This window comes from Streptomyces sp. Sge12 (genome assembly GCF_002080455.1).
GTDB lineage: Bacteria > Actinomycetota > Actinomycetes > Streptomycetales > Streptomycetaceae > Streptomyces.
Genome location: NZ_CP020555.1, coordinates 3,784,613 through 3,810,819 on the forward strand (window position 1 = coordinate 3,784,613; position 26,207 = coordinate 3,810,819).

29 protein-coding genes and 1 tRNA gene are annotated in these 26,207 nt (G+C 71.9%); 10 read left to right on the top strand and 20 right to left on the bottom strand.

The window, feature by feature from the left end; all coding sequences use genetic code 11:
• Positions 1-4 precede the first annotated feature (4 nt).
• Entirely contained in the window at positions 5-727 is a 723-nt protein-coding gene (locus B6R96_RS16720) for an NUDIX hydrolase (RefSeq protein WP_053701104.1), read from the bottom strand.
• 154 nt (positions 728-881) lie between these two features.
• Complete coding sequence (gene nth, locus B6R96_RS16725; RefSeq protein ID WP_237291441.1) at positions 882-1,751, bottom strand: endonuclease III; 870 nt, start codon at positions 1,749-1,751, stop codon at positions 882-884.
• A 269-nt stretch (positions 1,752-2,020) separates the two neighbouring features.
• On the opposite strand from nth, the gene B6R96_RS16730 reads away from it, so the two are divergent.
• Positions 2,021-2,695, top strand: a complete 675-nt coding sequence (locus tag B6R96_RS16730; RefSeq protein WP_003981529.1) for a Crp/Fnr family transcriptional regulator — start codon at positions 2,021-2,023, stop codon at positions 2,693-2,695.
• A 187-nt stretch (positions 2,696-2,882) separates the two neighbouring features.
• A complete protein-coding gene (locus B6R96_RS16735; protein WP_081522836.1) occupies positions 2,883-3,692 on the top strand; it encodes a nucleotidyltransferase domain-containing protein in 810 nt (269 codons plus the stop codon).
• A gap of 19 nt (positions 3,693-3,711) precedes the next feature.
• Here the strand turns inward: B6R96_RS16735 and B6R96_RS16740 are convergent, their stop codons facing one another.
• The 5 genes from B6R96_RS16740 to B6R96_RS36840 all read right to left on the bottom strand — a co-directional run bounded on the left by B6R96_RS16740 (position 3,712) and on the right by B6R96_RS36840 (position 6,641).
• Positions 3,712-4,026: a ribosomal protein L7/L12 gene (locus B6R96_RS16740; protein WP_081522837.1), complete on the bottom strand. Its 315-nt coding sequence runs from the start codon at positions 4,024-4,026 to the stop codon at positions 3,712-3,714.
• Entirely contained in the window at positions 4,023-4,868 is an 846-nt protein-coding gene (locus tag B6R96_RS16745; RefSeq protein ID WP_081522838.1) for an MBL fold metallo-hydrolase, read from the bottom strand. Before B6R96_RS16745 ends, B6R96_RS16740 begins: the two co-directional genes overlap by 4 nt.
• Positions 4,865-5,809 (bottom strand): NUDIX hydrolase, encoded by a 945-nt coding sequence (locus B6R96_RS16750; RefSeq protein WP_051778802.1) that lies wholly within the window; start codon positions 5,807-5,809, stop codon positions 4,865-4,867. Before B6R96_RS16750 ends, B6R96_RS16745 begins: the two co-directional genes overlap by 4 nt.
• 200 nt (positions 5,810-6,009) lie before the next feature.
• Positions 6,010-6,483: a RidA family protein gene (locus tag B6R96_RS16755; RefSeq protein ID WP_081522839.1), complete on the bottom strand. Its 474-nt coding sequence runs from the start codon at positions 6,481-6,483 to the stop codon at positions 6,010-6,012.
• Positions 6,480-6,641, bottom strand: a complete 162-nt coding sequence (locus B6R96_RS36840) for a DUF4177 domain-containing protein (protein WP_007264966.1) — start codon at positions 6,639-6,641, stop codon at positions 6,480-6,482. Before B6R96_RS36840 ends, B6R96_RS16755 begins: the two co-directional genes overlap by 4 nt.
• Before the next feature lie 141 nt (positions 6,642-6,782).
• Between B6R96_RS36840 and B6R96_RS16760 the strand changes: the two genes are divergently transcribed.
• Together B6R96_RS16760 and B6R96_RS16765 are read left to right on the top strand one after the other, a co-directional pair.
• On the top strand, positions 6,783-7,766 hold the full coding sequence (locus B6R96_RS16760; RefSeq protein WP_030383661.1) for an ArsA family ATPase: 984 nt from the start codon (positions 6,783-6,785) through the stop codon (positions 7,764-7,766).
• Positions 7,763-9,160, top strand: coding sequence for an ArsA family ATPase (locus tag B6R96_RS16765; RefSeq protein WP_081522840.1), 1,398 nt, complete (start codon positions 7,763-7,765; stop codon positions 9,158-9,160). The genes B6R96_RS16760 and B6R96_RS16765 overlap by 4 nt, the downstream gene beginning before the upstream one ends.
• A gap of 29 nt (positions 9,161-9,189) precedes the next feature.
• On the opposite strand, the gene B6R96_RS16770 is transcribed toward B6R96_RS16765, so the two are convergent.
• Positions 9,190-9,540, bottom strand: a complete 351-nt coding sequence (locus B6R96_RS16770) for a WhiB family transcriptional regulator (protein WP_030009547.1) — start codon at positions 9,538-9,540, stop codon at positions 9,190-9,192.
• A 385-nt stretch (positions 9,541-9,925) separates the two neighbouring features.
• Between B6R96_RS16770 and B6R96_RS16780 the strand changes: the two genes are divergently transcribed.
• The gene (locus B6R96_RS16780) at positions 9,926-12,211 is read left to right on the top strand and encodes a transglycosylase domain-containing protein (RefSeq protein ID WP_081522841.1); all 2,286 of its coding nucleotides are present in this window, start codon (positions 9,926-9,928) and stop codon (positions 12,209-12,211) included.
• 100 nt (positions 12,212-12,311) lie between these two features.
• On the opposite strand, the gene B6R96_RS16785 is transcribed toward B6R96_RS16780, so the two are convergent.
• Positions 12,312-12,773 (bottom strand): GatB/YqeY domain-containing protein, encoded by a 462-nt coding sequence (locus B6R96_RS16785; protein ID WP_030383664.1) that lies wholly within the window; start codon positions 12,771-12,773, stop codon positions 12,312-12,314.
• Between the two features lie 68 nt (positions 12,774-12,841).
• Here B6R96_RS16785 and B6R96_RS16790 point away from each other — a divergent pair, with 68 nt between their 5' ends.
• The 3 genes from B6R96_RS16790 (at position 12,842) to B6R96_RS16800 (ending at position 14,614) form a co-directional block, all read left to right on the top strand.
• Positions 12,842-13,780: a metallophosphoesterase gene (locus B6R96_RS16790; protein WP_030383665.1), complete on the top strand. Its 939-nt coding sequence runs from the start codon at positions 12,842-12,844 to the stop codon at positions 13,778-13,780.
• A gap of 12 nt (positions 13,781-13,792) precedes the next feature.
• A complete protein-coding gene (locus B6R96_RS16795) occupies positions 13,793-14,500 on the top strand; it encodes a Pr6Pr family membrane protein (protein ID WP_081522842.1) in 708 nt (235 codons plus the stop codon).
• A 40-nt stretch (positions 14,501-14,540) separates the two neighbouring features.
• A tRNA-Pro gene (locus B6R96_RS16800) sits at positions 14,541-14,614 on the top strand.
• A 72-nt stretch (positions 14,615-14,686) separates the two neighbouring features.
• Here B6R96_RS16800 and B6R96_RS16805 read toward each other — a convergent pair.
• The 5 genes from B6R96_RS16805 to B6R96_RS37270 form a co-directional block, all read right to left on the bottom strand.
• Positions 14,687-14,965, bottom strand: coding sequence for a hypothetical protein (locus B6R96_RS16805; RefSeq protein WP_030383667.1), 279 nt, complete (start codon positions 14,963-14,965; stop codon positions 14,687-14,689).
• Positions 14,966-15,018: 53 nt separating this feature from the next.
• Positions 15,019-15,510: a DUF5956 family protein gene (locus B6R96_RS16810; protein WP_053701111.1), complete on the bottom strand. Its 492-nt coding sequence runs from the start codon at positions 15,508-15,510 to the stop codon at positions 15,019-15,021.
• 53 nt (positions 15,511-15,563) lie between these two features.
• The gene (locus B6R96_RS16815; RefSeq protein WP_030383669.1) at positions 15,564-16,160 is read right to left on the bottom strand and encodes an HD domain-containing protein; all 597 of its coding nucleotides are present in this window, start codon (positions 16,158-16,160) and stop codon (positions 15,564-15,566) included.
• A gap of 6 nt (positions 16,161-16,166) precedes the next feature.
• Positions 16,167-17,468: a cytosine deaminase gene (gene codA, locus B6R96_RS16820; protein ID WP_234431593.1), complete on the bottom strand. Its 1,302-nt coding sequence runs from the start codon at positions 17,466-17,468 to the stop codon at positions 16,167-16,169.
• A gap of 73 nt (positions 17,469-17,541) precedes the next feature.
• A complete protein-coding gene (locus tag B6R96_RS37270; protein ID WP_158720973.1) occupies positions 17,542-17,709 on the bottom strand; it encodes a hypothetical protein in 168 nt (55 codons plus the stop codon).
• A 96-nt stretch (positions 17,710-17,805) separates the two neighbouring features.
• Here B6R96_RS37270 and B6R96_RS16825 point away from each other — a divergent pair, with 96 nt between their 5' ends.
• Both B6R96_RS16825 and B6R96_RS16830 read left to right on the top strand, forming a co-directional pair.
• Complete coding sequence (locus B6R96_RS16825; RefSeq protein ID WP_081522843.1) at positions 17,806-19,611, top strand: S9 family peptidase; 1,806 nt, start codon at positions 17,806-17,808, stop codon at positions 19,609-19,611.
• A gap of 43 nt (positions 19,612-19,654) precedes the next feature.
• Entirely contained in the window at positions 19,655-20,416 is a 762-nt protein-coding gene (locus tag B6R96_RS16830; protein ID WP_081522844.1) for an SURF1 family protein, read from the top strand.
• A gap of 80 nt (positions 20,417-20,496) precedes the next feature.
• Here B6R96_RS16830 and B6R96_RS16835 read toward each other — a convergent pair whose 3' ends face one another.
• The 6 genes from B6R96_RS16835 to recR all read right to left on the bottom strand — a co-directional run bounded on the left by B6R96_RS16835 (position 20,497) and on the right by recR (position 26,197).
• Positions 20,497-21,591 (bottom strand): hypothetical protein, encoded by a 1,095-nt coding sequence (locus B6R96_RS16835; RefSeq protein WP_081522845.1) that lies wholly within the window; start codon positions 21,589-21,591, stop codon positions 20,497-20,499.
• Positions 21,588-22,322 (bottom strand): SigE family RNA polymerase sigma factor, encoded by a 735-nt coding sequence (locus B6R96_RS16840; RefSeq protein ID WP_384679285.1) that lies wholly within the window; start codon positions 22,320-22,322, stop codon positions 21,588-21,590. Before B6R96_RS16840 ends, B6R96_RS16835 begins: the two co-directional genes overlap by 4 nt.
• 170 nt (positions 22,323-22,492) lie before the next feature.
• The gene (locus B6R96_RS16845; RefSeq protein ID WP_081522846.1) at positions 22,493-23,566 is read right to left on the bottom strand and encodes an aspartate-semialdehyde dehydrogenase; all 1,074 of its coding nucleotides are present in this window, start codon (positions 23,564-23,566) and stop codon (positions 22,493-22,495) included.
• Positions 23,563-24,837 (bottom strand): aspartate kinase, encoded by a 1,275-nt coding sequence (locus B6R96_RS16850; RefSeq protein WP_030383676.1) that lies wholly within the window; start codon positions 24,835-24,837, stop codon positions 23,563-23,565. The genes B6R96_RS16845 and B6R96_RS16850 overlap by 4 nt, the downstream gene beginning before the upstream one ends.
• A gap of 120 nt (positions 24,838-24,957) precedes the next feature.
• Positions 24,958-25,605 (bottom strand): DUF5063 domain-containing protein, encoded by a 648-nt coding sequence (locus tag B6R96_RS16855; protein WP_030383677.1) that lies wholly within the window; start codon positions 25,603-25,605, stop codon positions 24,958-24,960.
• Complete coding sequence (recR, locus tag B6R96_RS16860) at positions 25,598-26,197, bottom strand: recombination mediator RecR (RefSeq protein WP_030383678.1); 600 nt, start codon at positions 26,195-26,197, stop codon at positions 25,598-25,600. The genes B6R96_RS16855 and recR overlap by 8 nt, the downstream gene beginning before the upstream one ends.
• Positions 26,198-26,207 lie beyond the last annotated feature (10 nt).

Here is a 26,207-nt window from a genome sequence, read left to right on the forward strand (position 1 = left end):
CGTCTCATGCGCGCCAGTCGAGTGGGACCTGTCGTGACCGGTCCCACGGTCGCTCCCAGCCCGCGAAGTGCAGGATCCGGTCGATCACCCCGGCGGTGAAACCCCAGACCAGAGCCGATTCGACGGTGAACGCCGGCCCCAGGTGACCCCGCGGATGAACGGCCATGACCCGGTGCTCGGGATCCGTGAGATCGGCAACGGGAACCGTGAAGACCCGGGCCGTCTCGGCCGGATCGACGGCACCGACGGGGCTGGGAGTGCGCCACCAGCCGAGGACCGGGGTCACCACGAACTCGCTGACCGGGATGTAGAGCCGGGGCAGCACGCCGAAGAGCTGGACACCGGAAGGATCAAGTCCGGTTTCCTCCTCGGCCTCGCGGAGCGCGGCGCGCAGCGGTCCGGTGGTGTGCGGATCGCCGTCCTCCGGGTCCAGCGCGCCGCCCGGGAAGGACGGCTGGCCCGCATGCGAGCGCAGGGTGCCGGCGCGCTCCATCAGGAGCAGCTCGGGGCCGCGGGGGCCCTCCCCGAAGAGGACGAGCACGGCGGACTGCCGCCCGCCGCCGTCCTCGGGCGGCAGGAAGCGGCTCAGCTGGCCCGGCTGGACGGACCGGGCCGCCTCGACGACGGGATCGAGCCAACCGGGGAGGCCGTCCGTGGTGACGGGCGGGGCGCCGCCCTCGCGGGCGCCCACCCTGGCCCCGGTCTCGTCCCGCGTACCGCGCGTCATGGGCACCTCTGTCCGCGTCGTCCTGTCCAACACCGTCTCCACACACCGCAAACGCGGCCCTGGTACCGATTCGTTCCTACGCGTTCGTCCTGCGTCTTCGTCCTGCGTCTTCGTTCCTGCGCCCCTGCGTGCTTGGTGCCGGGGTGATCCGCGCCTACGCGCCGGCGTCCTGCGCGCCCGCGGCCGCCCCGGCGCCGCCCAGCGGCGGGGCCGGCAGTCCCGGGTAGTCCGGGGGAGGGCTCAGCCGCTGGCCCGGCTGGCCGCCCTTCTCGTACTTGAGCAGCTTCTTCGCCTTCTCCGGGTCGGTCTCGCCCTCCCCGTACGCCGGGCAGAGCGGGGCGATCGGACAGGCCCCGCACGCGGGCTTTCGCGCGTGGCAGATCCGGCGGCCGTGGAAGACGACCCGGTGCGAGAGCATCGTCCACTCGCTCTTCGGGAAGATCGCGCAGATCTCCGCCTCGACCTTCTCCGGGTCCTCCTGCTCGGTCAGCTTCCAGCGGCGCACCAGCCGGCCGAAATGGGTGTCCACGGTGATCCCCGGGACACCGAACGCATTGCCGAGGACCACGTTCGCGGTCTTGCGGCCCACTCCGGGCAGCGTCACCAGGTCCTCGATGCGGCCCGGCACCTCCCCGCCGAAGTTGTCCCGCAGGGCCTGCGAGAGGCCGAGCAGGGATCTCGACTTGGCCCGGAAGAACCCGGTCGGCCGGATCAGCTCCTCCAGATCCTCGGGGGCGGCCGCGGCCATGTCCTCGGGGGTCGGGTAGGCGGCGAAGAGGGCCGGGGTCGTCTGGTTCACCCGCAGGTCGGTGGTCTGGGCGGACAGCACCGTCGCGACGAGCAGCTCGAAGGGATTGCGGAAGTCGAGCTCCGGATGGGCGTACGGATAGATCTCGGCCAGCTCGCGGTTGATGCGCCGCGCCCTGCGCACCATGGCCAGGCGCGATTCGGGCTTGGCCGACTTCGGTTTCTTGGCCGAAACTTTGCCCTGAGGGGTGGCCGCGGCCCGCGCGGACGTCTTCACTGGGACATGTTCGCCCACGGCAGAATTTTGGGGCTCCGTCACTCCGGCGGACCCCTTGGCCTGTGCTCTCACCGGCTTATTGGACACCCGGCCAGCCTAAGGCCGGCCGCTGACACCCGCCCGGACCTCAGGTAACACGACTCCGATTGGCCTCTCGCCGCACAGCACGCCCGTCCGTCCGGCATCCTTGTGATTGATCGCACTGTTTGAGCCGTCCGGCAAAATGGGGAGCACGGTCCCCTGAGCCGGTCGACATAGGAGAGAGACTCGTGGACGACGTTCTGCGGCGCGCCCCGCTCTTCGCGGCGCTCGATGACGAGCAGGCCGCGGAGCTCCGCGCCTCCATGGGCGAGGTGACCCTCGCACGCGGTGACGCCCTGTTCCACGAGGGCGACCCCGGGGACCGGCTGTATGTCGTGACCGAGGGGAAGGTGAAGCTCCACCGCACCTCCCCCGACGGCCGCGAGAACATGCTGGCCGTCCTCGGCCCCGGCGAGCTGATCGGAGAGCTGTCGCTCTTCGACCCGGGCCCGCGCACCGCCACCGCCACCGCGCTGACCGAGGTCAAGCTCCTCGGCCTCGGCCACGGTGACCTCCAGCCCTGGCTCAACGCCCGGCCCGAGGTCGCGACCGCGCTGCTGCGCGCCGTCGCCCGCCGCCTGCGCAAGACCAACGACCAGATGTCCGACCTGGTCTTCTCCGACGTTCCCGGCCGTGTCGCGCGGGCGCTCCTCGACCTGTCGCGCCGCTTCGGCGTGCAGTCGGAGGAGGGCATCCACGTGGTGCACGACCTGACGCAGGAGGAGCTCGCCCAGCTCGTCGGCGCCTCGCGCGAGACCGTGAACAAGGCCCTGGCCGACTTCGCGGGCCGCGGCTGGCTCCGCCTGGAGGCCCGCGCGGTCATCCTGCTGGACGTCGAGCGCCTCGCGAAGCGCTCCCGCTGACACCGGCCACCGCCGTTGGAGGGGTCCTGCCCGATCGGGCAGGACCCCTCCGTGGTTTCCCCGCCTCCCCGCCCCGGACCGCCCCGGACCGCCCCGTGCCGTCCCCGTGCCGCCGCAGGAGCGCTGTCCGGCTGACGCACGGCGCCGGGTCGGCCGTCCCGGCCGGCCGGAGGGGCACAGTGGAACCATGGAGCACAGAGGGCTGGACGCGTACGGGTACATCGAGCGGGAGGGTTCGCTCGGGCAGGTACGGAGCGAGTTCCGCGGCCTCGTGGCGGCCGTACGGGGGCGCACCTCCGAGGCGTACGGGCGGCGCCTGCACAGCGCGTACCTCTACGGGTCCGTACCGCGCGGCACGGCCCGGCCCGGGCGCTCCGACCTGAACCTGCTGCTGGTCCTGCACCACGAGCCCTCCGACGAGGACCGGGACACCGCCGAGGTGCTCGCGCGCGGGCTCGACGAGGACTTCCCGGAGATCGACGGCGTCGGCATCCTGCTCCGGGACAAGGCCGCCGTGCTGAGCGAAGCGGAACGATTCGACCTGGGGTGGTTCCTCGCCTGCCTGTGCACCCCGCTGCTCGGGGCGGACCTCGCCGAGCACCTCCCGCGCTACCGTCCGGACAGCCTGCTCGCCCGCGAGACCAACGGGGACCTGGCCGAACTGCTGCCCGGGTGGCGGACGCGGGTGCGGGAGGCGTCGACCCCGCAGGAGTCCCGGACGCTGTGCCGGCTCGTCTCTCGGCACCTGGTGCGCACGGCCTTCACCCTCGTCATGCCGCAGTGGGGCGGCTGGACCAGCGACCTCGGCGAGTCCGCGGAGGTCTTCGGCCTGTACTACCCGGAGCGCGCGGCCCAGCTGCGGGCGGCAGCCGCCGCTGCGGACGACCCCGTCGCGGACCCGGAGGTACTGCGCGCGTACGTCGAGGACCTCGGTCCGTGGCTCGCGGACGAGTACACGGCCCGGCACGGGACGAAGACTGCGCGCCTGCGCCGCTGAGCGGCCTGCCGGGCCCGCCTCAGGACGTGGTGGACGTGGTGGACTCCGTCACCGCGAGCGCCTCGACGGCCTGCTTGGCCTCCGCCAGGCCCGCCCCGGTGATCCGGCGGTACTCCTTGATCGCCGCGATCTGCCGGTCCGCCCCGAGCAGGGCGCGTACCCCGTCCATCCCGGCGGGCTCCGGCTCCTCGATGCCGAAGTGGTCCAGGACCAGGGCCAGGCGGCGCTCCGCCCGGTCCGCCTGGCGCTGGAGGCTCTGCACCCGCAGGGTCACCGTGGAGGTGATCCAGCCGGCGGTCGCGACCAGCACGACGAGCAGGAACACGGTGTTCATTCGAGCCCTCCGGGGATAAGTCCGTGATCTTGAAGGTACTCGAGCTGCGCCCGGACGGACCATTCGGCGGCCGGCCACAAGGACCGGTCCACATCCGCGTAGACCTGGGCGACGACCGCCTCCGGCGTCACGAAGCCGTTCTCGACGGCGGTCTCGACCTGGGCGAGCCGGTGCGCGCGATGGGCCAGGTAGAACTCCACGGCGCCCTGCGCGTCCTCCAGGACCGGCCCGTGGCCCGGCAGGACGGTGTGCACGCCGTCGTCCACGGTGAGCGAGCGCAGCCGGCGCAGGGAGTCCAGGTAGTCGCCGAGGCGCCCGTCGGGATGGGCGACGACGGTGGTGCCGCGGCCCAGGATGGTGTCGCCGGTCAGGACGGCCCGGTCGGCGGGCAGGTGGAAGCAGAGCGAGTCGCTGGTGTGGCCGGGGGTCGGCACCACGCGCAGCTCCAGCCCGCCCGTCCGGATCACGTCCCCGGCCGCCAGGCCCTCGTCGCCGAGGCGCAGGGCCGGGTCCAGGGCGCGCACCTTGGTACGGGTGAGCTCGGCGAAGCGGCCCGCGCCCTCGGCGTGGTCGGGATGGCCGTGGGTGAGCAGGGTGAGGGCGATCCGCTTGCCCTCCCGCTCGGCGGCGGCGATGACGGCCCGCAGGTGTACGTCGTCCAGTGGGCCGGGATCGATCACGACGGCCAGGTCGGAGCCGGGCTCCGACACCAGCCAGGTGTTGGTGCCGTCGAGGGTCATCGCGGAGGCGTTGGGAGCCAGGACGTTCACCGCGCGGGCGGTCGCCCGCCCGGAGGTGACCACTCCGCGGGGCTGTCCGGGCAGTGCGGCGGCGTCGGTCATGCGGGGCCTCCGGGAGCTGCGCCGCCCGCGGGATCCGCGGGACCGGCGGGGCCCGCAGGGCGGACCCGCTTGGTGAACTCGTCGTGGCCCGGCCAGCTGAGCACCACCTCGCCGTCCTCCAGCGCGGCCCGCGCCAGGACCGGCGCGAGGTCCTGCCCGGCGGCGGCGGCGAGCGCCCCCGCGGCGCTCCCGTACGGCTCCAGGGAGCGCAGGGTGGAGATGGTCGGCGGCATCATCAGCAGCTCGCCCTTGTCGTAGCCGGCGGCCGCGTCGGCCGGGCGGATCCACACGGTCCGGTCGGCCTCGGTGGAGGCGTTGCGGGTGCGCTGGCCCTCGGGGAGGGCGGCGACGAAGAACCAGGTGTCGTAGCGGCGGGGCTCGAACTCGGGGGTGATCCAGCGCGCCCAGGCCCCGAGCAGGTCGCTGCGCAGCCGCAGGCCGCGGCGGTCGAGGAACTCCGCGAAGGACAGCTCCCGCCCCACCAGCGCCTGCCGGTCTGCCTCCCAGTCGTCCCCGGTGGTGTCGCCGACGATCGTGTCCGGGGTCTGCCCGGCGAGCAGGACGCCCGCCTCCTCGAAGGTCTCCCGTACGGCCCCGCAGACGATCGCCTGGGCGGTGAGCGGGTCGGTCCCGAGCCGGGCCGCCCAGTCCTCCTGCGACGGGCCCGCCCAGCCGACCTGGTGCTCCTCGTCGCGGGGGTCGACCCCGCCGCCCGGATAGGCGTACGCGCCCCCGGCGAAGGCCATGGAGGCCCGCCTGCGCAGCATGTGCACGGCGGGACCGTCGGGAGTGTCGCGCAGGAGCATCACGGTGGCGGCGCGCCGCGGCTCCACCGGGACGAGCGAGCCGTCCGCGAGCGCGCGGATGCGGTCGGGCCACTCCGGCGGGTACCACTGGCCTCCGGCGGGGGGCTGCTGCTGACCATGCTGACCATTCGGCATGGGCGGATGCTACGGCCATCCGGCCCGATGTTCGAGGGTCACCCCTTCCGGCCTGCGGCGCGGACGGGCCGCGCCGGCGTTCGAGGGCTGCGGCCGGGCCCGTCCCCGCTCCTCGAGCGCCGGCGGGCCGGATGCTGCCGAGCCCGGCCGTCCGCCGCGCGGGGCGGGGACGGCCGGGCTCGTGGAACGCTTCCGAGGGGTCAGGCTCCGGCGACCAGCTCGACCTGGATCTCGACCTCGACCGGGGCGTCGAGCGGCAGGACCGCCACGCCGACGGCGCTGCGGGCGTGGACGCCCTTCTCGCCGAGGACGGCGCCCAGCAGCTCGCTCGCACCGTTCAGCACGCCCGGCTGGGCCGTGAAGTCGGGGGCCGAGGCGATGAAGCCGACCACCTTCACGACACGCGCGATCTTGTCCAGGTCACCGACGACGGACTTCACGGCGGCCAGGGCGTTCAGCGCGCACGTGGCGGCCAGCTCCTTGGCCTGCTCCGCCGAGACCTCGGCGCCGACCTTGCCGGTGACCGGCAGGTTGCCCTTGATCATCGGGAGCTGGCCCGCGGTGAAGACGTACGAGTCCGACCGCACGGCCGGCTGGTACGTGGCCAGCGGCGGGACGACCTCGGGCAGGGTCAGGCCGAGCTCGGCCAGCTTCGCCTCGACGACGCCGCTCATGCCTTCTCCCGCTTCAGGTAGGCCACGAGCTGCTCGGGGTTGTTCGGGCCGGGCACGACCTGGACGAGCTCCCAGCCGTCCTCGCCCCAGGTGTCCAGGATCTGCTTGGTGGCGTGAACCAGCAGCGGGACCGTCGCATATTCGAACTTCTTGGTCATGGGAGCGAGGGTAGTGCCTCGCGTGCGGGGTGCACGCCGCACGCGGAACCGACGCAGCCGACGCGGCCCGCGCCCCCGAACACTCCGGCAGAACCACCCGGCACCACCGGACCGGAACCGGAGGAATTAGGCTCGGACGCTGTGAGCAGGCTCCAGGTGGTCAGCGGCAAGGGCGGCACCGGCAAGACCACGGTCGCCGCAGCACTCGCGCTTGCCCTCGCACGCGAGGGCGGCCGGACTCTTCTCGTGGAGGTCGAAGGCAGGCAGGGACTCGCACAGCTCTTCGGCGCCGAGGCACTCCCCTACGAGGAACGGAAGATCGCCGTGGCGCCCGGCGGGGGCGGTGAGGTCTTCGCGCTCGCCATCGACGCCGAACGGGCGCTGCTGGACTACCTCCAGATGTTCTACAAGCTCGGCTCGGCCGGCCGCGCGCTCAAGAAGCTCGGCGCCATCGACTTCGCGACGACCATCGCCCCCGGGCTGCGCGACGTCCTGCTGACCGGCAAGGCGTGCGAGGCGGTGCGGCGCAAGGACAAGGCCGGCCGGTACGTCTACGACCACGTGATCATGGACGCGCCGCCGACCGGGCGGATCACCCGCTTCCTGAACGTCAACGACGAGGTGGCGGGCCTGGCCCGGTTCGGGCCGATCCACAACCAGGCCCAGGCCGTCATGAAGGTCCTCAAGTCCCCCGAGACGGCCGTGCACCTGGTCACCCTCCTGGAGGAGATGCCCGTCCAGGAGACCGCGGACGGCATCGAGGAACTGCGCGCGGCCGGGCTGCCGGTCGGCCGGGTCATCGTCAACATGGTCCGGCCGCACCACTTGGACGAGGACACCCTGCGCAGCGCGGCCGGCGACCACCGCGCCGAGGTGGCGAAGGCGCTGTCCCGGGCGGGCCTGGGCGGCGCGCGCCGCGGCGGGCTGGCCGAGCGGCTGGTGGACCCGCTGCTCGCGCAGGCCGCCGAGCACGCGAGCCGGGTGGAGCTGGAGCGCGCGCAGCGCGGCGTACTGACGGGGCTGGACCTGCCGACGTACGAACTGCCCCTGCTCGGTGCGGGGATGGATCTGGCCGGGCTGTATGCGCTGGCCAAGGAATTGCGGAAGCAGTCGGTGGCCGAATGAGCGAGGGGGTGGACACCGTGGGCATGGACACTCCGCCGCGGCTGGCGGTCGACCGGCTGTTGGACGACCCGGAGACCCGGATCATCGTGTGCTGCGGGGCGGGCGGCGTCGGCAAGACCACGACGGCCGCGGCGCTCGGCGTACGGGCCGCCGGGCGCGGGCGCAAGGCCGTCGTGCTGACCATCGACCCGGCGCGGCGGCTCGCGCAGTCGATGGGGATCGACTCGCTGGACAACACCCCGCGCAGGGTGGAGACCGTGGGGGCGGGCGAGGGTGAACTGCACGCCATGATGCTGGACATGAAGCGGACCTTCGACGAGATCGTCGAGGCGCACGCGGACGGCGAGCGGGCCCGGGCCATCCTCGCCAACCCCTTCTACCAGTCGCTGTCGGCCGGCTTCGCGGGCACGCAGGAGTACATGGCGATGGAGAAGCTGGGGCAGCTGCGGGCCCGGGACGACTGGGACCTGATCATCGTCGACACTCCGCCGAGCCGGTCCGCGCTGGACTTCCTGGATGCGCCGAAGCGGCTCGGGTCCTTCCTGGACGGCAAGTTCATCCGGGTGCTGATGGCGCCGGCGAAGGTGGGCGGCCGGGCCGGAATGAAGTTCCTGAATGTCGGCATGTCGATGATGACCGGCACCCTCAGCAAGCTGATGGGGGCCTCGCTCCTGAAGGACGTCCAGACCTTCGTGGCCGCGATGGACACGATGTTCGGCGGCTTCCGGACGCGCGCGGACGCGACCTTCCGGCTGCTCCAGGCTCCCGGCACGGCGTTCCTCGTGGTCGCCGCGCCCGAACCGGACGCCCTGCGCGAGGCGGCGTACTTCGTGGACCGGCTGGCCGCGGAGAACATGCCGCTGGCCGGTCTGGTACTGAACCGGGTGCACGGCAGTGGCGCCGACCAGCTGTCCGCCGAACGGGCGTTGGCCGCCGCAGAGAATCTTGAAGAAGGCGGCATTGTCGATCAGGAGTCCGGGAAAGCTGGACTTCGTGACTCGGGCGCGGAACCCATGGGAACCGCCGAGACCGCCGGGTCCACCCCGACCGAACGGACAGCACCAACCGCACGGACCGCTCAGACCACACGGACCGCGGACTCTCCCGAGACAGGCTCCCCCGGCACCGGATACGACACCGGAGCCGGTAGCACGGACAGCGGTATCGCGGTCGACACCGCGGTCGTCGACCGGATCACGGCAGGACTGCTGCGCCTGCACGCCGAGCGCATGCAGGTGATCGCGCGCGAACAGCGCACACGCGATCGCTTCACCTCGCTGCACCCCGAAGTGGCGGTGGCGGAAGTGGCTGCCCTGCCCGGCGATGTGCACGACCTCGCCGGGCTGCGGGCGATCGGAGAGCGACTCGCGGCCGGTGTACCGGCCGGAGCGTAGGCGTTCGTACGTCGTGGCGGCCGTGTGGTCTACCCGGCTGCCGCGTAAGTCTCGTACGACACGTCGATCTCCGCGTCTGCATCCATGGTGAGGATGCCCGTGCTGCGCTCGTACTCCGTACGTGCGGTTTCGAGCAACCGTCGCCACGAGGTGACGGTGGGACGCCGGCGCAGCAGCGCGCGTCGTTCCCGCTCGGTCATTCCGCCCCACACGCCGAACTCGACACGGTTGTCGAGCGCGTCGGCCAGGCACTCGGTCCGCACCGGACATCCGGTGCACACCGCCTTGGCCCTGTTCTGTGCCGCTCCTTGAACGAATAGTTCATCCGGATCGGTAGTGCGGCAGGCTGCCTGCGCACTCCAGTCGGTAACCCAGCCCATCCCGGCGCCGTCCTCTCCCGAATCGAGGCTCCCCCACGGCGGTAGCGGCATATTCACCGCTGCCAGTTGAGGACGTTACGGAAGGCGGGCACAGTGCAACACCCCCGACGGGCCCAATCTTGAATGGTCCGAACGGACTATGGGTAAGCGGCAGATCACCCGACGGAGTGATCCGGCGACATGCCCGACCATTCCGGCAATTCGGGTGCAATCGTCGGTTCGACTTCAGCAGAGGGGCCAGATTCGGACATGTGTCCACCCCATTCGGGAAGGGTGAAAATCAAGCCGAGGGGTTGATGTCGCACCACACTGCTGTGACAGTTGGGGACAGCTTAGGCCAAGGCATTCGCGTGTGTCCGGCGAATCAGAACGTAGGCTGCCCCCTATGGGAAAGAAGCGCTCGGGCGGCGGGCTCACGGGGAGCCAGCAGGCCGCCAAGTTCCTCGGGGTGTCCGTTCTCTCCGGGGTTGTACTGGCCGGCATGGCGATTCCGGCCGCAGGCGCCCTGGGCCTCGCGGCCAAGGGGACGGTCGAGGGATTCGATGAGATCCCGGCCAATCTCAAGACTCCGCCGCTGAGCCAGCGGACCACGATTCTGGACGCCGAGGGTGGCTTGATCGCCACCATCTATTCGCGCGACCGCCAGGTGGTCCCCCTCACGGCCATCTCCCCGTACATGCAGAAGGCGATCGTCGCCATCGAGGACTCGCGTTTCTACGAGCACGGCGCGGTCGACCTCAAGGGCATCCTGCGCGCGGTCAACCGCAACGCACAGGAGGGCGGCGCCGCACAGGGCGCCTCCACGCTCACCCAGCAGTACGTGAAGAACGTGTTCGTCGAAGAGGCCGGCGACGACGAGACCAAGGTGCGCGAGGCCCAGGAGAAGAGCCTCGGCCGCAAGATCCGCGAACTGAAGTACTCGATCCAGGTCGAGGAGGAGCTCGGGAAGAAGAAGATCCTCGAGAACTACCTCAACATCACGTACTTCGGTCAGCAGGCCTACGGAATCGAATCCGCCGCCCAGCGCTACTTCAGCAAGCCGGCCAAGGACCTCACCCTGGAGGAGTCCGCGATGCTGGCCGGCGTCGTGCAGTCGCCGAGCCGGTACGACCCGGTGAACGACACGCAGGAAGCGACGAAGCGCCGCAACATCGTCCTCCAGCGGATGGCCGACACCAAGGACGTCTCGCAGGCCGAGGCGGACGCGGCGAAGGCCAAGCCGCTCACCCTCAAGGTCACCAAGCCGAAGAACGGCTGCATCACCGCAGTCAAGGGCGCGGGCTTCTTCTGCGACTACGTGCGCAACTCGTTCCTGACCGACGCGGCCTTCGGCAAGACGCGCGAGGAGCGGGCGAAGGTCTGGAACCAGGGCGGCCTGACGGTCCGCACCACCCTGGACCCGCAGTCGCAGGACGCCGCCAACGAGTCGATCAAGGACCACGTCTACCAGGACGATGCGATCGCGACGGCCGTGACCCTGGTCCAGCCGGGCACCGGCCGGGTACTGGCGATGGGTCAGTCCAAGCCCTACGGCTTCGGGAAGAACGAGACCCAGATCAACTACTCCGTGGACAAGCGGATGGGCGGATCGAACTTCGGCTTCCAGGTCGGCTCGACCTTCAAGCCGTTCATCGCGGCCGCCGCCCTGGAGAAGGGGATGCCGCCGACGAAGGTGTACCCGGCGCCGAACAAGATGGACTACCCGAGCCCGATCTCCCGCTGTGACGGCTCGCAGTACATCAACACCACGGGCGAAGCGGCGGAGAACGAGACCGAGGACGAGGTCGGCCCCTACGCGCTGCGGACCGCGATGGAGAAGTCGATCAACACCTACTTCGTCGACATGATCTCCGAGATCGGCCTGTGCCCGGTGTCGGAGATGGCGCAGAAGCTCGGTGTGGTCCCGGCGAGCGGGGCGAAGCTGGCCGACGGTCCCGCCATCGCCCTCGGCGCGGAGGAGATGTCCCCGCTGACGATGGCCAACGCGTACGCGACCTTCGCCAACCGCGGCGTCTACTGCACCCCCACCGCCATCGAGTCGATCACCGACGCGCACGGCAAGGCGCTCTCGGTGCCGAAGAGCAAGTGCTCGCGGGCGATGTCGCAGACGACCGCCGACACCATCAACACCCTGCTGCGCGGAGTGGTCGACTCCGGTACCGGTGAGCGCGCCGGGCTGAGCGACCGCGACAGCGCCGGCAAGACCGGTACGACGGACTCCCGCTACAACGCCTGGTTCGTCGGCTACACGTCGAACATGTCCGGCGCGGTGTGGGTCGGCTCCGGCGGCGCGAAGAAGATCACGATGGAGAACATCGTGATCGGCGGCAAGCCCTTCGACAAGGTCTTCGGTGGCGGTCTGCCCGGCCCGATCTGGAAGGACGCGGTCTCCGGCGCGCTGTCCGGCCGCGAGTCCTCGAACTTCACCACGGTCGGCATCCCGGAGCCGAACGTTCCGTCCGGAGGCCCGCGCGGCAACAAGCCGTCCACCAACCCGTCCAAGCCCGGCAAGCCCGGCGGTGACGGCAAGCCCGGCGGCCGGCCCGGAGGGCAGACCGCCGCCGGGGCCAACGGGGCCACGGGCGGCGGCGCCGACCCGCAGCCCCCGTTCCCGCCGATCTCGATCGACCCGAACATCGGCGGCGTGGTCGGCGGCCGCGACAACCAGTAGGTACGGGTACGTACGCAGACGGGTAAGAGGGAGGGCCCCAGCCGGTTTCGGCCGGGGCCCTCCCTCTTACCCGCTGTTGCTCGTGCTCGTCTCCGGGGCCCTACGAGAGCTGCTGCTTGACGACGGCGGCGACACGCCCGCCCTCCGCCAGCCCGGCGACCTTCGGGTTCACGATCTTCATGACGGCGCCCATGGCCCGCGGCCCCTCGGCACCCGCGGCCCTGGCCTCCTCGACGGCCTGCGTCACGATCGCGACGAGCTCGTCGTCGCTGAGCTGCTTGGGCAGGTACGTGTCGAGGAACTCGCCCTCCGCGGTCTCCCGTGCGGCCTGCTCGGGGCGGCCGCCCTGGGCGAAGGCCTCGGCGGCCTCGCGACGCTTCTTCGCCTCCTTGGCGATCACCTTGAGGACTTCCTCGTCGGAGAGCACGCGTGCTTCCTTGCCCGCGACCTCCTCCTTGGTGATGGCGGAGAGGGTCAGGCGCAGCGTGGACGAGTGCAGCTCGTCACGCGCCTTGATGGCGGTCGTGAGGTCTTCCTGGAGCTTGGCCTTGAGCGTGGTCATACAGGTGAGTCTGCCAGGTGCGGGGCGGATGGCGCTCACCTGTTTTCCGGGTCTGCGACGATGGGTCCATGCGTGCGCGTTACGGAGTACCCCTGAAGGCGGCTGCGGGAATCGCTGCGGTGGGGGCCGCGGGTGTGGCCTATGCCGCCGGTTTCGAGGCGCGGTCCTTCCGCCTGCGCCGGGTCACGATTCCTGTTCTTCCCCGGGGGATGCGCCCGCTGCGCGTACTCCAGGTGTCCGACATCCACATGGTCGGCGGACAGCGCAAGAAACGTGCCTGGCTCCAGTCCCTGGCCGGGCTGCGCCCCGACTTCGTCGTGAACACCGGCGACAACCTCTCGGACACCGAGGGCATCCCCGAGCTGCTCGACGCGCTGGGCCCCCTGATGAAGTTCCCGGGCGTGTACGTCTTCGGGTCGAACGACTACTACGGGCCGCGGCTGCGCAATCCCGGGCTCTACCTGCTGGAGAAGGCACAGGGCCGGCACGGGCTGAACGGCAACAAGCCGGTCGTCGGCGCCGTCCACAACCCGTGGGAGGAGATGCGGGACGCCTTCGACGCGGCGGGCTGGCTGAACCTCACCAACACCCGGGCGCGGCTGAAGCTGGACGGCGTGGAGCTGGCCTTCACCGGGCTCGACGACCCGCACATCAAGCGCGACCGCTACGCGGAGGTCGCCGGCGGCCCGGACGCGGACGCGGACTTCTCGATGGCCGTGGTGCACGCCCCGTACCTGCGCGTCCTGGAGTCCTTCACCGCCGACCGGTACCCGCTGATCCTCGCGGGCCACACCCACGGCGGGCAGCTGTGCATCCCCTTCTACGGGGCCCTCGTCACCAACTGCGACCTGGACACGAAGCGGGTCAAGGGGCTCTCCACGCACGAGGCCGAGGGCAACCGCGCGTACCTGCACGTCTCGGCCGGCTGCGGCACGAACCGCTTCACCCCGGTCCGCTTCGCCTGCCCGCCCGAGGCGACGCTCCTGACCCTGACGCCGCAGGCGTAATACGCTGCCGGGATGACCGCACCGTCGCGCCTCGTCCCGGCGGTGTTCCGCGGTCTGATCTGCGCGGCGGCCGTGGCGGGGCTGGTGATCGACTGCGCGTACGGGAGCGTGCCCGTCGTCCTGAGCTACTTCACCATCTGGACGAACATCCTGGTCGCGGTCGTCCTCGGGGCGTCCGCGGCGCGCGCCCGGCAGGGCCGGCCCGACATCGCTCCCCTCTACCGGGGCGGAGTGCTGCTCTTCATCCTGATCACCGGGCTCGTCTTCCACCTGGTCCTCGCCAACCCGTCGAGCCCGTTCAACGTCGTCGCCGAACTCGACAGGCTCACCGGCGCCCGGGCCGTGGCCAACCAGCTCCTCCACACGGTCACCCCGGCCGGCGTCCTCCTGGACTTCCTCCTCCTCACCGCCCCGCGCACCCTGCGCCCGCGCCACGCCGCGCTGTGGCTGGCGTACCCGCTGGCGTACGCGGCCTTCGCGCTGACCCGCGGCGCCCTGCTCGCCCCCGGCACCGCCCGCCGGTACCCGTACCCCTTCATCGACGTGGCCCAGTACGGCTACGCCCGCGTGGCCGTGAACGCCCTGGTCCTGGGCGCCGCCTTCTACACCCTCGGCCTCGTCCTGGTCGCGGCGGACCACTACCGCCCACGGTCGCGCCTGGCCCCGCGACCGCCCCGCGAAAACCGGATTTCGTCTCCGGCGAGAGGTCCGCTAAAGTAATCGATGTCGCCAGGGCAGCAAGCGCTGCAAAGGCGGCGATCGGGGTGTAGCGCAGCTTGGCAGCGCGCTTCGTTCGGGACGAAGAGGTCGTGGGTTCAAATCCCGCCACCCCGACAGCTGAGTACAAGGCCAGAGGCCCTTTCCCTTCGGGGAGAGGGCCTCTGGCTTTTGTGCGTGGCGGTGGGGTCAGTAGGGGCGCGGGGACATGATGTGGGGTTCCGTCGCCGGGGCCTCGAAGATGCAGCGCGGGAGGCCCGGGCCGGGGGTCGCGCGGACCGTGACCTGGGTCGGGGGGTCCGTCGGCAGCTCGACGTGGACGGTCACCGGGTGGTCGTGGTGGGTCGTGGCGTAGCCGGTCTCCTTGCCGTCGACCAGGACCTCCACGACGGCGGTGTGCCCCGTCTGGACCGTGGCGCTCACCGAGTGCCCGTGGTGGTCGATGTGGAAGTGATGGCGCCGACGCATGAGATCGCCTCCCGCAGTGCCCCCTGTCATCCAGAGTAGCCACGCGGCACGGCTCAGGGCTCGGCGAGCTCCGCGAGGGTGGTCCGGGTCAGGGCGAGGAGGGATTCGGCGGGGGCCGCGGAGGCCAGGGCGTCGAGGTGGGCCAGCAGCGCGCCGACGGTGTTGAAGGGGCCGACCGGGCGGAGCAGCCAGAGGCGGCCGCGCGGGCGGGGCGGGAGGCCGAGCGCGGCGAGTGCCTCGTCGGCCTCCCGGTCGAGGTCCCGGAGGTCGGGCTCGGGCAGCGGGGCGCACTCCACGCCGGTGATGTGGCCGCGGCCGTCGAGGGAGGTGTCCACCGCCCAGTGGGTGGAGCGGTCGGGGATCCAGGTGCGGGCCGCGGGGGGCCAGACGTACGGGAGGAACACCCAGCGCAGGTCCTCGGGCGCCGGCTCCCAGCCGAGCACCTCCAGCTCCCGCATCTCGGGCAGCCGGTCCGGCTCCAGTTCGCTGCGGCCGGTGCGGCGCAGTGCGAGCGGGTGTGGTGTTCCGTCCTCGTCCCACGACATGCGGGCACGCTATCCGACCCCGTGGGCGATATGCGTGACCCCCGCGTACGGGCCTACGCCTGCGGCCGGTCCAGCGGGTTGGCCGCGATACGGGTGGCCGCGCCGCCGGCCACGTACGCGGCGGCCGCGCAGTCCGGCTTGCGCACGGCCTGGTCCTCGACGAGGGCCAGGAACGCGGCGCCGAAGTCGCCCCGCGGGTACGCGGCGAGGAGGTCGGCGGTGAAGGCGGGATCGAAGGAGGCGAGGCCCAGGCCCGAGACGTCCGCGCTGGTGCCGACCTGCAGCAGGTGGCTCTCCACGTCCTCGGCCGCGCTCACGTCGTCCCGCATGTGCAGGACGATGATTTCTTCGGCGCGCGCCCGGCGGGCCGCCGGCCAGCCCAGGCCCGCCGTCAGGACGCGCGCGACGTGCCCGCCCGCCTCCTCGAAGGGAAGGGTGTGGCTGTCGAAGGGCGCGGTCAGGCCCAGGTCGTGCAGCAGGGCGCTGACGTAGAGGAGTTCCGCGTCGTACGCCAGCCCGTGCTGCTGCGCGTGCTGGGCTGCGAAGGCGTAGGAGCGGACCGAATGGTTCAGCAGCGTGGTGTCCGCGTATTCCGAGGCGATCTCGTGGGCGGCGCGGGCCGATGCGGTGTCAAGAATCCACGTTTTCATGGGGCGTCAGCGTAGGCGGCGGCCGAAGTCGACCTCGGACGGGGGCTCCCCCGGCCAGTTGAGCCGGGTCGGGGCGGGCGGGGTCTCGGCGAGGACGGTCCCGCGCGAGACGACGTACCGCGGGCGGACCTGGCGGCGGATCGCCTCCTCGGGCGACGGGGCCGGGAGCAGGACGAAGGAGGCGGGGGCGCCCGCGGTGATGCCGTACTCCGTCTCCGCGAGGCCGAGCACCCGCGCCGCGCGCTCCGTCACCATCGAGAAGGCCAGCGGAACCTCGTCGCCGCCGGTGAGCTGGGCGGCGTACAGCCCGACGAGGGCGGTCTGCAGGGGGTTGGCGGTGCCGAGCGGGTTCCAGGGGTCCATCACGTCGTCGTGGCCGAAGGCGACATTGACCCCGGCCGCCAGCATCTCCTTGACCTGGGTGAGGCCGCGGCGCTTGGGATAGGCGTCGAAGCGGCCCTGGAGGCCCAGGTTGGCGAAGGGGTTGGAGACGAGGTTGATGCCGGAGCGGGAGAGCAGCCGCTGCAGTTTGTAGCTGTAGGAGCCGTTGTAGGAGCCCATGGCCGTGGTGTGCGAGGCCGTGGCACGGCCGCGCAGCCCCGAGCGCAGGGCCAGGGTGGCCAGCACCTCCACGAAGCGCGACTGCTCGTCGTCGATCTCGTCGCAGTGCGCGTCGACCCGCAGGCCGTGTTCCTCGGCCAGCGCGAAGGCGGTGTGCAGCGAGGCCACGCCGTCCTCGCGGGTGTCCTCGAAGTGCGGGATCGCGCCCACGACGTCCGCGCCGCGGGCCACGGCCTCGCGCAGCAGTCCCTCGCCGCCGGGGAAGGAGACGATGCCCTCCTGCGGGAAGGCCACGATCTGCAGGGTCATGAAGTCCCGCACCCGGTCGCGGACCTCGAGCAGCGCGTCGAGCGCGGTGAGGTCCGGGTCGGTGATGTCGCAGTGGGTCCGCACGTGCAGGACCCCGTGGGCGGCCTGCCAGCGCAGCACCTCGGTGGCCCGCGCGATCACGTCCTCGCGGGTCAGGGTCTGCTTGCGCTCGCTCCAGCAGGCGATGCCCTCCCAGAGGGTGCCGGAGGCGTTGGGGCGCGGCTCCCCGGCGGTCAGGGCCGTGTCCAGGTGGATGTGGGGCTCGACGAAGGGGGCGCTGAGCAGGCCGCCGTGGGCCTCGATGAGGATGCCGGTGGCGGGTGGTTCCTTCTGGTCGTCGTACGGGACCACCCGCGCGATGCGGCCATCCTCCGCGACCTCGACGTCGCACAGGCCGTGGGTGTGCAGCAGCCGGGCGCCCCGGACGATCATCCGCATGGCGCCAGCCTAGGCGCTGCCGCGCCGATCGGCCGGACAACGCGGGCCCGGCCCGATCGACGGGACACCACCTCTAGCCGCGCTTGGCCTGGGCCTTCTGCTGCATGCCGCGGGTCTTCGCTGCGGTGCTGTGGATGTCCCGGACCGCGGCTTTGGCGCGGGCCTCGGCGGCCGTGTTCTTGGCCTGCGCGCGCTCGGAGTCCTGATGGCGGTGGTGGCCGGTGTGGGCCTTCTTGGCCATGATCGTTCCTCCTCGGACGGGACGGCCGATGCGTTCCACTCTGCGCCCGTTCCGGGCGGTCGGCATCCGGGGGACCGCTGCGGCCACAATGGGCGCATGACCAGCGACAGCGAGATGACCCCCGACATGCCCGACTGGGAGAAGCGGTTCCGGGCACCGCGCGTCGGGCTCCCCGACTGGGCCGAGGACGCCCCGGACCGTTCGCTCTTCGTCTCCAACGCGACCGGGACCTTCGAGATCTACGCCTGGGACCGCGCGACCGGCGGGCAGCGACAGGCCACCGACCGCCCCAACGGCACCACCGACGGCACCCTCTCCCCCGACGGCGAGTGGATCTGGTGGTTCTCCGACACCGACGGCGACGAGTTCGGCACCTGGGTGCGCCAGCCCTTCGCGGGCGGCCCCGACGAACCGGCCACCCCGGGCCTGGAGCCCTCGTACCCCGCCGGGCTGGCCATCGGGCGGGACGGGACGGCCGTCGTGGGGCGCTCCACCGACGAGGGCGGCTCCACGGTCCACGTGGTCCGGCCGGACGGCTCCGCGCCCACCGTGATCTACCGGCACCGGGAGTCGGCCGGCGTCGGCGACCTGTCCCGCGACGGAACGCTCGTGGCCGTGGAGCACACCGAGCACGGCGACGCGATGCACTCCTCCCTGCGCGTCCTGACCCTCGACGGGAGCACCGTCGCCGAGCTGGACGACTCCGCCGGCGGGACGAAGGAGCTGGGCCTGGAGGTCCTCGGCTTCGCGCCGGTCGTCGGCGACACCCGGCTGCTCGTCGGCCACCAGCGGCGCGGCCGCTGGGAGCCGATGATCTGGGACGTGGCAACCGGCGCCGAGGAGGAGCTCGCGATCGAGCTGCCGGGCGACGTGAGCGCCGAGTGGTACCCGGACGGTTCCGCCCTGCTGGTCGCGCACAGCTTCGAGGCGCGCAGCGAGCTGTGGCGCTACGACCTGGCCGCCGGCGAGCTCGTACGCGTGGACACGCCGCCGGGGTCGGTGTCGGGAGCCACCGCGCGCCCCGACGGGACGGTGGAGTACCTGTGGTCCTCGGCGGCCGAGCCCTCGACGGTACGGTCCACCGCGGGCGGGGTCGTACTGGACCCGCCCGGCTTCCGGGCGCCCGGTTCGCTGCCGGTCCAGGACGTATGGGTCGAGGGCCCGGGCGGGCGGATCCACGCGCTCGCGCAGCGGCCGGCGGGCCACGGCGAGGGCCCCTTCCCGACGATCTTCGAGATCCACGGCGGACCGACCTGGCACGACAGCGACTCCTTCGCGTCGACCCCGGCGGCCTGGCTGGACCACGGCTTCGCCGTGGTGCGGGTCAACTACCGCGGCTCGACGGGCTACGGCCGCGAGTGGACCGACGCGCTCAAGCACCGGGTCGGGCTGATCGAGCTGGAGGACATCGAGGCGGTCCGCGCGTGGGCGGTCTCCTCCGGTCTCGCGGATCCGGCGCGCCTGGTGCTGTCGGGCGGGTCCTGGGGCGGGTACCTGGCCCTGCTGGGCCTGGGTACGCAGCCGGACGCCTGGGCCGTGGGGCTGGCCGCCGTACCGGTCGCGGACTACGTGACGGCCTACCACGACGAGATGGAGGCCCTGAAGGCCCTGGACCGCACCCTCTTCGGCGGCACGCCGGAGGAGGTCCCGGAGCGCTTCGAGGCGTCCTCGCCGCTGACGTACGTGGACGCCGTGAAGGCGCCCGTGCACATCGCGGCGGGGGTGAACGACCCGCGCTGCCCGATCCGCCAGATCGACAACTACGTGGACCGGCTCGCGGCGCGCGGGGCGGTGCACGAGGTGTACCGCTACGACGCCGGGCACGGCTCGCTGGTGGTGGAGGAGCGGATCAAGCAGGTGCGGATGGAGCTGGAGTTCGCGCTGAAGCACCTGCCGCACTGACCCTGCGGGAGGGCGACCGGTGCACCCCCCGTACCGTGGTGGGGTGCACCGGTTTCTCCTGACCCCGCGCTGGTGGGGGATCAACGTCTTCGTCGCGCTCGCCGTCCCCTTCTGCCTGTTCATGGGTTCCTGGCAGCTCGGCCGTTTCGAGGACCGCGTCGACAGCCACCGGGAGGCGTCCGCCGAGCGGCCCGCCGACCAGGTGGCCGAGCCCCTGGAGTCGCTGCTCCCGGTCGACAAGACGACTTCCGGGCGGCTGGCCGCCGCGGCCGGGGAGTACGGCGACCAGCTGCTGGTGCCCGAGCGCCGACTGGACGGCGAGTCCGGGTTCTACGTGCTGACCCTGCTGAAGACCGACTCCGGCAAGGCCGTCCCGGTGGTCCGGGGCTGGCTGCCGGGGGCGGCGGATCCCGCGAAGGCGCCGGCCCCGCCCACCGGGCGGGTCGAGGTCACCGGGGCCCTGCAGGCGTCGGAGAACTCCGGCACCAAGGGCGCCCACACCCAGGGCGGGCTGCCGGCCGGGCAGCTCGGGGTGATCGGGGCGGCCTCGCTGGTCAACCTCGTCGCCTACGACCTGTACGACGCCTGGCTGACCGTGCAGACCCCGTCGGACGGGATGGTTCCGGTGCCTGCGCAGGCGCCGACGAACACCGGGCTCGACCTGAAGGCCTTCCAGAACCTCGGCTACACCGGCGAGTGGTTCGTCTTCGCCGCCTTCGTGCTCTTCATGTGGTTCCGGCTCTACCGCCGCGAGGTGGAGACCATCCGCGACGCCGAAGCCGGCCTGGTGGCACCCGCCGCGTAGGTATAAAACTGCCCGACCCGCGCGGCCTGCCCGACGTCCATCCGACCGGTCGGCATGGCGACCGGTCGGCAGGGCGTCGCTCAGGACACCGGGATCGCGCCCGTCCGGTACACCGTTCCGCCGCAGGCCTCGGGGATCGTCGTCCGGGTGGTCGCGGCCCCCGGCTGCGGGGTGTGCGAGACGGCCACGCCCGACGGCGTCTGGCCCGCTCCGGCCCCTGGGTCGGAGGCGATCCCGCTGCCCGCGCCGGCCGAGGTGCCCGCGGAGTCGGTCTGCGGCGGCTTCCCGCCCGCGTCCGGGTTCCCCGGTGCGCAGGTCTCCCCCGACGGCACCCATGCGAAGCGGACCTCGTACGCGGTGTTCGGCGGGAGCACGAGGGCCGCGGACGCCGCCGACGGATCGGGCAACAGGCCGGTCGCCGGGTCCCCCGCCGTGTGGCCGACCACCGCGACCGCGGGGCCCGAGGCGGTTCCGGCCCCGGCCGCCGGGGCGGCCGTGACGGTGTCCTGGCCGGTGACCGCGCAGGCCTGCGTCGAGACGTTGGCGACCCGGAAGCTGCCGTACACCCTGCCGTCGTTCTCCGGGGGCCGGGACGAGCCCACCACCCCGAGCTGGACCGCACCGCACCCGGGCACGCCCGGCGCCGCGACCGGCGGCATCGGGCCCGAGCCCATCGCCGACCCGGCGGAACCACCGGGTCCGGCGGTCGTACCGGTACCCGACGGGCCGGCCGTCTGACCGCCCGCCGGGGAGCCCACCGGTGCGTCCGGCTGCCCGGTGACACCGCCGATGGCCGGGACGTCGCCGAAGGAGCGGCTCGACCTCGGGCGGTCCCCGAATCCGTTCTGGTGCGGGTCGGAGGCGTGCGCGTCGCGCCGGTCCCCCGTGGCCTCCCCGTGCCCGGCCATGGCCGGGTGGTCGTCGGCCGCGCTGCCGGCTCCGGACAGGTGCAGGACGGTCGGGATGGCGCTCCCGGCGAGCAGCACCGCGGCGGCGGCGCCCACGAAGGCGGCCCGGCGGTTACGGGTCCGGCGCGCGGGGACGGCGTGGCGCAGTCGCTCCAGCGCGTCGGTGGAGGGCTGGAGGCCCTCGACGGCCCCGCGCAGCAGGATGCGCAGCTCGTCCTCCCCGCCCGGTGTTGCCGATGCGCCCCGCGAAGTGTGGTCGTCCATCATGACTGCGCAGCCTCCATCGCCACCCGCAGCGCGGCAATGCCCCGCGATCCGTACGCCTTCACCGAGCCGAGCGATATCCCGAGCGTCTCGGCGACCTGGGCCTCCGTCATGTCCGCGAAGTAGCGCAGGACCAGCACCTCGCGCTGGCGGCGCTGCAGCCCGCGCATCGCCTTGATCAGATCGTCCCGCTCCAGCTGGTCGTACGCGCCCTCTTCGGCGCTCGCCATGTCGGGCATCGGCTTCGAGAGCAGCTTGAGGCCGAGGATGCGGCGGCGCAGGGCGGACCGCGAGAGGTTCACGACGGTCTGGCGCAGGTACGCCAGGGTCTTCTCCCGGTCGCGGACCCGGTTGCGGGCGGAGTGCACCCGGATGAAGGCCTCCTGGACCACGTCCTCGCAGGAGGCGGTGTCGTCGAGGAGCAGCGCGGCCAGGCCCAGGAGCGAGCGGTAGTGCGCCTGATAGGTCGCGGTGAGGTGGTCGACGGTGGTGCCGGCCACCACCTCGGCCGTCTCGCTCTTGGCTGCTCCGTCCGCCTCAGCGCTGTCGCGCGGTGCGGGCACGAGGCCGCCCAGGATCGGTACGGCGGTCCGTACGGGCGCCTCTGACGGCCCCGCCGGCGGGACGGGCACGATCACGGGGAAACCGCCGCCGGGCGCGCGGAGACCCCGGCGCGACGGGATGATCCCGATCTGCGCCGGTCGGACGACTGGTTCGAGCAGTGCCTCTGCCACGCCAGTTGGACACGCGTCCCCCCATCAGGGTTGTACGCGCGAGGCAGTCTCACCGCCGCAATCCCTATTGCCCTCATGCGTACCCGCTCTTCCCGATTGCCCCGTCTTATCGAGACGGCAGTCGGGCCATCACCTTGATCAAGGGATCAGCACCGATCCTACAAAGCGAATTACGCAAATTCACCCGCGATCAGTTCCGCGATCTGTGTGGCATTCAGCGCTGCGCCCTTGCGGAGATTGTCGGCGCACACGAAGAACTCCAGGGCGTACGGGTCGTCGAGCGAGGCCCGCACCCGTCCCACCCAGGCGGGATCCGTCCCGGCGGCGTCCACGGGCGTGGGGAACTCCCCCGCCGCGGGGTCGTCCACGAGCACCACGCCGGGCGCGGCCTCCAGGATCTCCCGGGCGTGCGGGGCCTCCACCTCGCGCTCGAACCGGGCCCGCACGGTCAGCGAGTGCCCGATCAGCACCGGCACCTGGACGCAGGTCACCGACACCGGGAGCTGCTCCAGGTCCAGGATCCGGCGCGTCTCGCCGCGCACCGCCAGTTCGTGCGAGGACCAGCCGTCCGCGCGCAGTTCGCCGGACCAGGGCACGACGTTGAGCGCGAGCGGGGCGGCGAAGGGGCCGGTGTCCTCGCCGACGGCGCGGCGCACGTCCCCGGGCTGCTCGCCCAGGGAGGTGCCGGCGACCAGCGACTGTTGGCGTCGCAGCACCTCGGAGCCGGCCCGGCCGACGGCGCTGGCGGCCTGGTACGAGGAGACGGCCAGGTCGCGCAGGGAGTACTCGGAGTGCAGTGCGCCCAGCGCCGCGATCATGGTGGCGGTCACGCAGTCCGGACCGGCGACGATCCCGCGCGGCCGGATCCGTGCGGCGTGCCCGTTGACCTCGGGCACCACCAGCGGGACCTCGGGGTCCTCGCGGAAGGCGGCGGAGGCGTCGATGACGACCGCGCCGCGCGCGGTCACGACGGGCGCCCACCGGGCCGAGATGTCGGCCGGGGTGAGGAAGACGGCGATGTCGCCCGGTCCGAGGCCGTCGAAGGCGTCCTCGGTGAGGGCGACCACCTCGCTCTCCTCCCCGCGCACGGTCAGCATGCGGCCGGCCGAGCGGGCGGAGGCGATCAGGCGGATCTCGCCCCACACGTCCGCACGCTGGGACAGCATCTGGAGCAGGACCGAACCGACTGCTCCGGTCGCCCCGACCACGGCGAGCGCCGGGCCGGAGGACCGGGTGCGGGTCATCGTCCGGTGCCTCCGTAGACGACGGCCTCGTCGCTGTCGGAGTCGAGGCCGAAGGCCGTGTGCACGGCGCGGACGGCCTCGTTGACGTCGTCCTGGCGGGTGACGACGGAGATGCGGATCTCGGAGGTCGAGATCAGCTCGATGTTCACGCCCGCGTCGGACAGCGCCTGGAAGAACGAGGCGGTGACGCCCGGGTTCGTCTTCATGCCCGCGCCGACCAGGGAGATCTTGCCGATCTGGTCGTCGTAGCGCAGCGAGTCGAAGCCGATCGCTCCCTTCGCCTTCTCCAGGGCCTCGATGGCCTTGTGGCCCTCGGCCTTGGGGAGGGTGAAGGAGATGTCCGTGAGGCCCGTGGAGGCCGCGGAGACGTTCTGCACGATCATGTCGATGTTGATCTCGGCGTCCGCGATGGCGCGGAAGATCGCCGCGGCCTCGCCCGGCTTGTCCGGGACACCGACGACCGTGATCTTGGCTTCGGAGACGTCGTGCGCGACTCCGGAGATGATGGCGTGCTCCACCTGCGCGTCCCCTTGCGGATTCTCGTTGCTGACCCAGGTGCCCGGCAGTCCGGAGAAGGACGAGCGGACGTGGATCGGGATGTTGTAGCGGCGCGCGTACTCGACGCAGCGGTGCAGCAGCACCTTGGAGCCGGAGGCCGCGAGCTCCAGCATGTCCTCGGAGGAGATCCAGTCGATCTTCCGGGCCTTCTTCACGACGCGGGGGTCCGCGGTGAAGACGCCGTCGACGTCGGTGTAGATCTCGCAGACCTCGGCGTCCAGCGCCGCGGCGAGGGCGACGGCAGTGGTGTCCGAGCCGCCCCGGCCGAGGGTGGTGATGTCCTTGGAGTCCGCGGACACGCCCTGGAAGCCGGCGACGATGGCGATGTTGCCCTCGTCCAGCGCGGTGCGGATTCGGCCCGGCGTGACATCGATGATGCGCGCTTTGTTGTGGACCGAGTCGGTGATCACGCCTGCCTGGCTACCGGTGAACGACTGGGCCTCGTGGCCCAGGTTTTTGATCGCCATGGCCAGCAGGGCCATGGAGATCCGCTCTCCGGCGGTCAGCAGCATGTCGAATTCGCGCCCGGCCGGCATCGGGGATACCTGCTCGGCGAGATCGATCAGCTCGTCCGTCGTGTCGCCCATCGCGGAAACCACGACGACCACCTGGTGGCCGTTCTTCTTGGCATCCACGATCCGCTTGGCAACACGCTTGATGCCCTCGGCATCGGCTACGGAGGAGCCTCCGTACTTCTGCACGACAAGGCCCACGTGCGCTCCTCGCTCAGTCCGTCTCATTGCTGGTGCAGTGTAACGAGCGACCGGGATCCGACCGCCTCGTACCACATCATGAGACGACAAGATCACAGAATGAGTTCCCGATCAGGACGCTCACTTGCGGCCGAGACCACCGAGCTCCTCGGCCATCACCGCTCCGGCCTGCTCCGCGAGATCGTCCTCGGCCAGGTCCTCGTCCGTGTCCAGGCCGTCCAGGGCGGCCAGCGGCTGGTCCAGGCGTACGTGGGCGATCAGCGACTGGAGGGCGCGCAGGGTGGCCGAGGCCGTCGGACCCCAGTTGGTGAAGTACGAGAACTGCCACCACCACAGCGCCTCCGTGATGCGGCCCGACTGGTGGTGGATGAGCCCGTGCCGCAGGTCGGCGACCACGTCGGCCAGGTCGTCGGAGATCCGGTGCGCCACCGGGGCCTTGCGCGGCTCGTAGGGGTCGAACACCTCGGAGTAGACGTCGACCGGCTCCAGCATGATCGCGAACCGCTCGCGCAGGTCGTCCACGTCCGGCTCCGGGCCGAGATCGGGCTCGTACCGCTCGTCCGGCAGCACGTCCTGGTACGCGCCCAGCCGGCCGCCCGCCAGCAGCAGCTGGGACACCTCCAGGAGGAGGAAGGGCACCGCACTGTCCGGGTCCTCGCCCTTGGCCACTTCGGTGACGGCAACGATGAACGACTCGATCTGGTCCGCGATCGAGGCGGCGAAGTCGTCCGGATCCTGGCCGAGGGCGTGCAGCGTTGCGTCAGACATCGAGAAGTCGCCTTCCTTCAAAGGCCCGCCCGAGCGTGACCTCGTCCGCATACTCCAGATCTCCCCCGACGGGGAGCCCGCTGGCCAGGCGGGTGACCTTCAGGCCCATGGGCTTGATCATGCGGGCGAGGTAGGTGGCGGTCGCCTCGCCCTCCAGGTTCGGGTCGGTGGCCAGGATCAGCTCGGTCACCGCACCGTCCGCCAGCCGCGCCAGCAGCTCGCGGATGCGCAGGTCGTCCGGGCCGACGCCCTCGATGGGACTGATCGCGCCGCCGAGGACGTGGTACTTGCCCCGGAACTCGCGCGTCCGCTCGATGGCGACGACGTCCTTCGGCTCCTCCACGACGCAGATGACCGTGGTGTCCCTGCGCGGATCACGGCAGATGCCGCACCGCTCCTCCTGCGCCACATTCCCGCACACCGCGCAGAACCGGACCTTGTCCTTGACCTCCAGCAGCGCGTGCGCGAGGCGGCGGACGTCGGTGGGCTCGGCCTGCAGGATGTGGAAGGCGATCCGCTGCGCGCTCTTGGGCCCGACGCCGGGCAGCCTGCCCAGTTCGTCGATCAGGTCCTGAACCACGCCTTCGTACAACGGACTGCCT

What these genes read in the sequence shown, in the direction of transcription:
- B6R96_RS16790 (WP_030383665.1), top strand. Translation starts at nt 12,842, where the DNA reads ATGCGTGCGCGTTACGGAGTACCCCTGAAGGCGGCTGCGGGAATCGCT.
- B6R96_RS16740 (WP_081522837.1), bottom strand. Translation starts at nt 4,026, where the DNA reads ATGAACACCGTGTTCCTGCTCGTCGTGCTGGTCGCGACCGCCGGCTGG.
- B6R96_RS16825 (WP_081522843.1), top strand. Translation starts at nt 17,806, where the DNA reads ATGACCAGCGACAGCGAGATGACCCCCGACATGCCCGACTGGGAGAAG.
- B6R96_RS16855 (WP_030383677.1), bottom strand. Translation starts at nt 25,605, where the DNA reads ATGTCTGACGCAACGCTGCACGCCCTCGGCCAGGATCCGGACGACTTC.
- B6R96_RS36840 (WP_007264966.1), bottom strand. Translation starts at nt 6,641, where the DNA reads ATGACCAAGAAGTTCGAATATGCGACGGTCCCGCTGCTGGTTCACGCC.
- B6R96_RS16835 (WP_081522845.1), bottom strand. Translation starts at nt 21,591, where the DNA reads ATGATGGACGACCACACTTCGCGGGGCGCATCGGCAACACCGGGCGGG.
- B6R96_RS16745 (WP_081522838.1), bottom strand. Translation starts at nt 4,868, where the DNA reads ATGACCGACGCCGCCGCACTGCCCGGACAGCCCCGCGGAGTGGTCACC.
- B6R96_RS16770 (WP_030009547.1), bottom strand. Translation starts at nt 9,540, where the DNA reads ATGGGCTGGGTTACCGACTGGAGTGCGCAGGCAGCCTGCCGCACTACC.
- B6R96_RS16805 (WP_030383667.1), bottom strand. Translation starts at nt 14,965, where the DNA reads ATGCGTCGGCGCCATCACTTCCACATCGACCACCACGGGCACTCGGTG.
- B6R96_RS16750 (WP_051778802.1), bottom strand. Translation starts at nt 5,809, where the DNA reads ATGCCGAATGGTCAGCATGGTCAGCAGCAGCCCCCCGCCGGAGGCCAG.
- B6R96_RS16795 (WP_081522842.1), top strand. Translation starts at nt 13,793, where the DNA reads ATGACCGCACCGTCGCGCCTCGTCCCGGCGGTGTTCCGCGGTCTGATC.
- B6R96_RS16735 (WP_081522836.1), top strand. Translation starts at nt 2,883, where the DNA reads ATGGAGCACAGAGGGCTGGACGCGTACGGGTACATCGAGCGGGAGGGT.
- B6R96_RS16720 (WP_053701104.1), bottom strand. Translation starts at nt 727, where the DNA reads ATGACGCGCGGTACGCGGGACGAGACCGGGGCCAGGGTGGGCGCCCGC.
- B6R96_RS16785 (WP_030383664.1), bottom strand. Translation starts at nt 12,773, where the DNA reads ATGACCACGCTCAAGGCCAAGCTCCAGGAAGACCTCACGACCGCCATC.
- B6R96_RS16765 (WP_081522840.1), top strand. Translation starts at nt 7,763, where the DNA reads ATGAGCGAGGGGGTGGACACCGTGGGCATGGACACTCCGCCGCGGCTG.
- B6R96_RS16755 (WP_081522839.1), bottom strand. Translation starts at nt 6,483, where the DNA reads ATGAGCGGCGTCGTCGAGGCGAAGCTGGCCGAGCTCGGCCTGACCCTG.
- B6R96_RS16780 (WP_081522841.1), top strand. Translation starts at nt 9,926, where the DNA reads ATGGGAAAGAAGCGCTCGGGCGGCGGGCTCACGGGGAGCCAGCAGGCC.
- B6R96_RS16815 (WP_030383669.1), bottom strand. Translation starts at nt 16,160, where the DNA reads ATGAAAACGTGGATTCTTGACACCGCATCGGCCCGCGCCGCCCACGAG.
- codA (WP_234431593.1), bottom strand. Translation starts at nt 17,468, where the DNA reads ATGCGGATGATCGTCCGGGGCGCCCGGCTGCTGCACACCCACGGCCTG.
- B6R96_RS16845 (WP_081522846.1), bottom strand. Translation starts at nt 23,566, where the DNA reads ATGACCCGCACCCGGTCCTCCGGCCCGGCGCTCGCCGTGGTCGGGGCG.
- B6R96_RS37270 (WP_158720973.1), bottom strand. Translation starts at nt 17,709, where the DNA reads ATGGCCAAGAAGGCCCACACCGGCCACCACCGCCATCAGGACTCCGAG.
- B6R96_RS16810 (WP_053701111.1), bottom strand. Translation starts at nt 15,510, where the DNA reads ATGTCGTGGGACGAGGACGGAACACCACACCCGCTCGCACTGCGCCGC.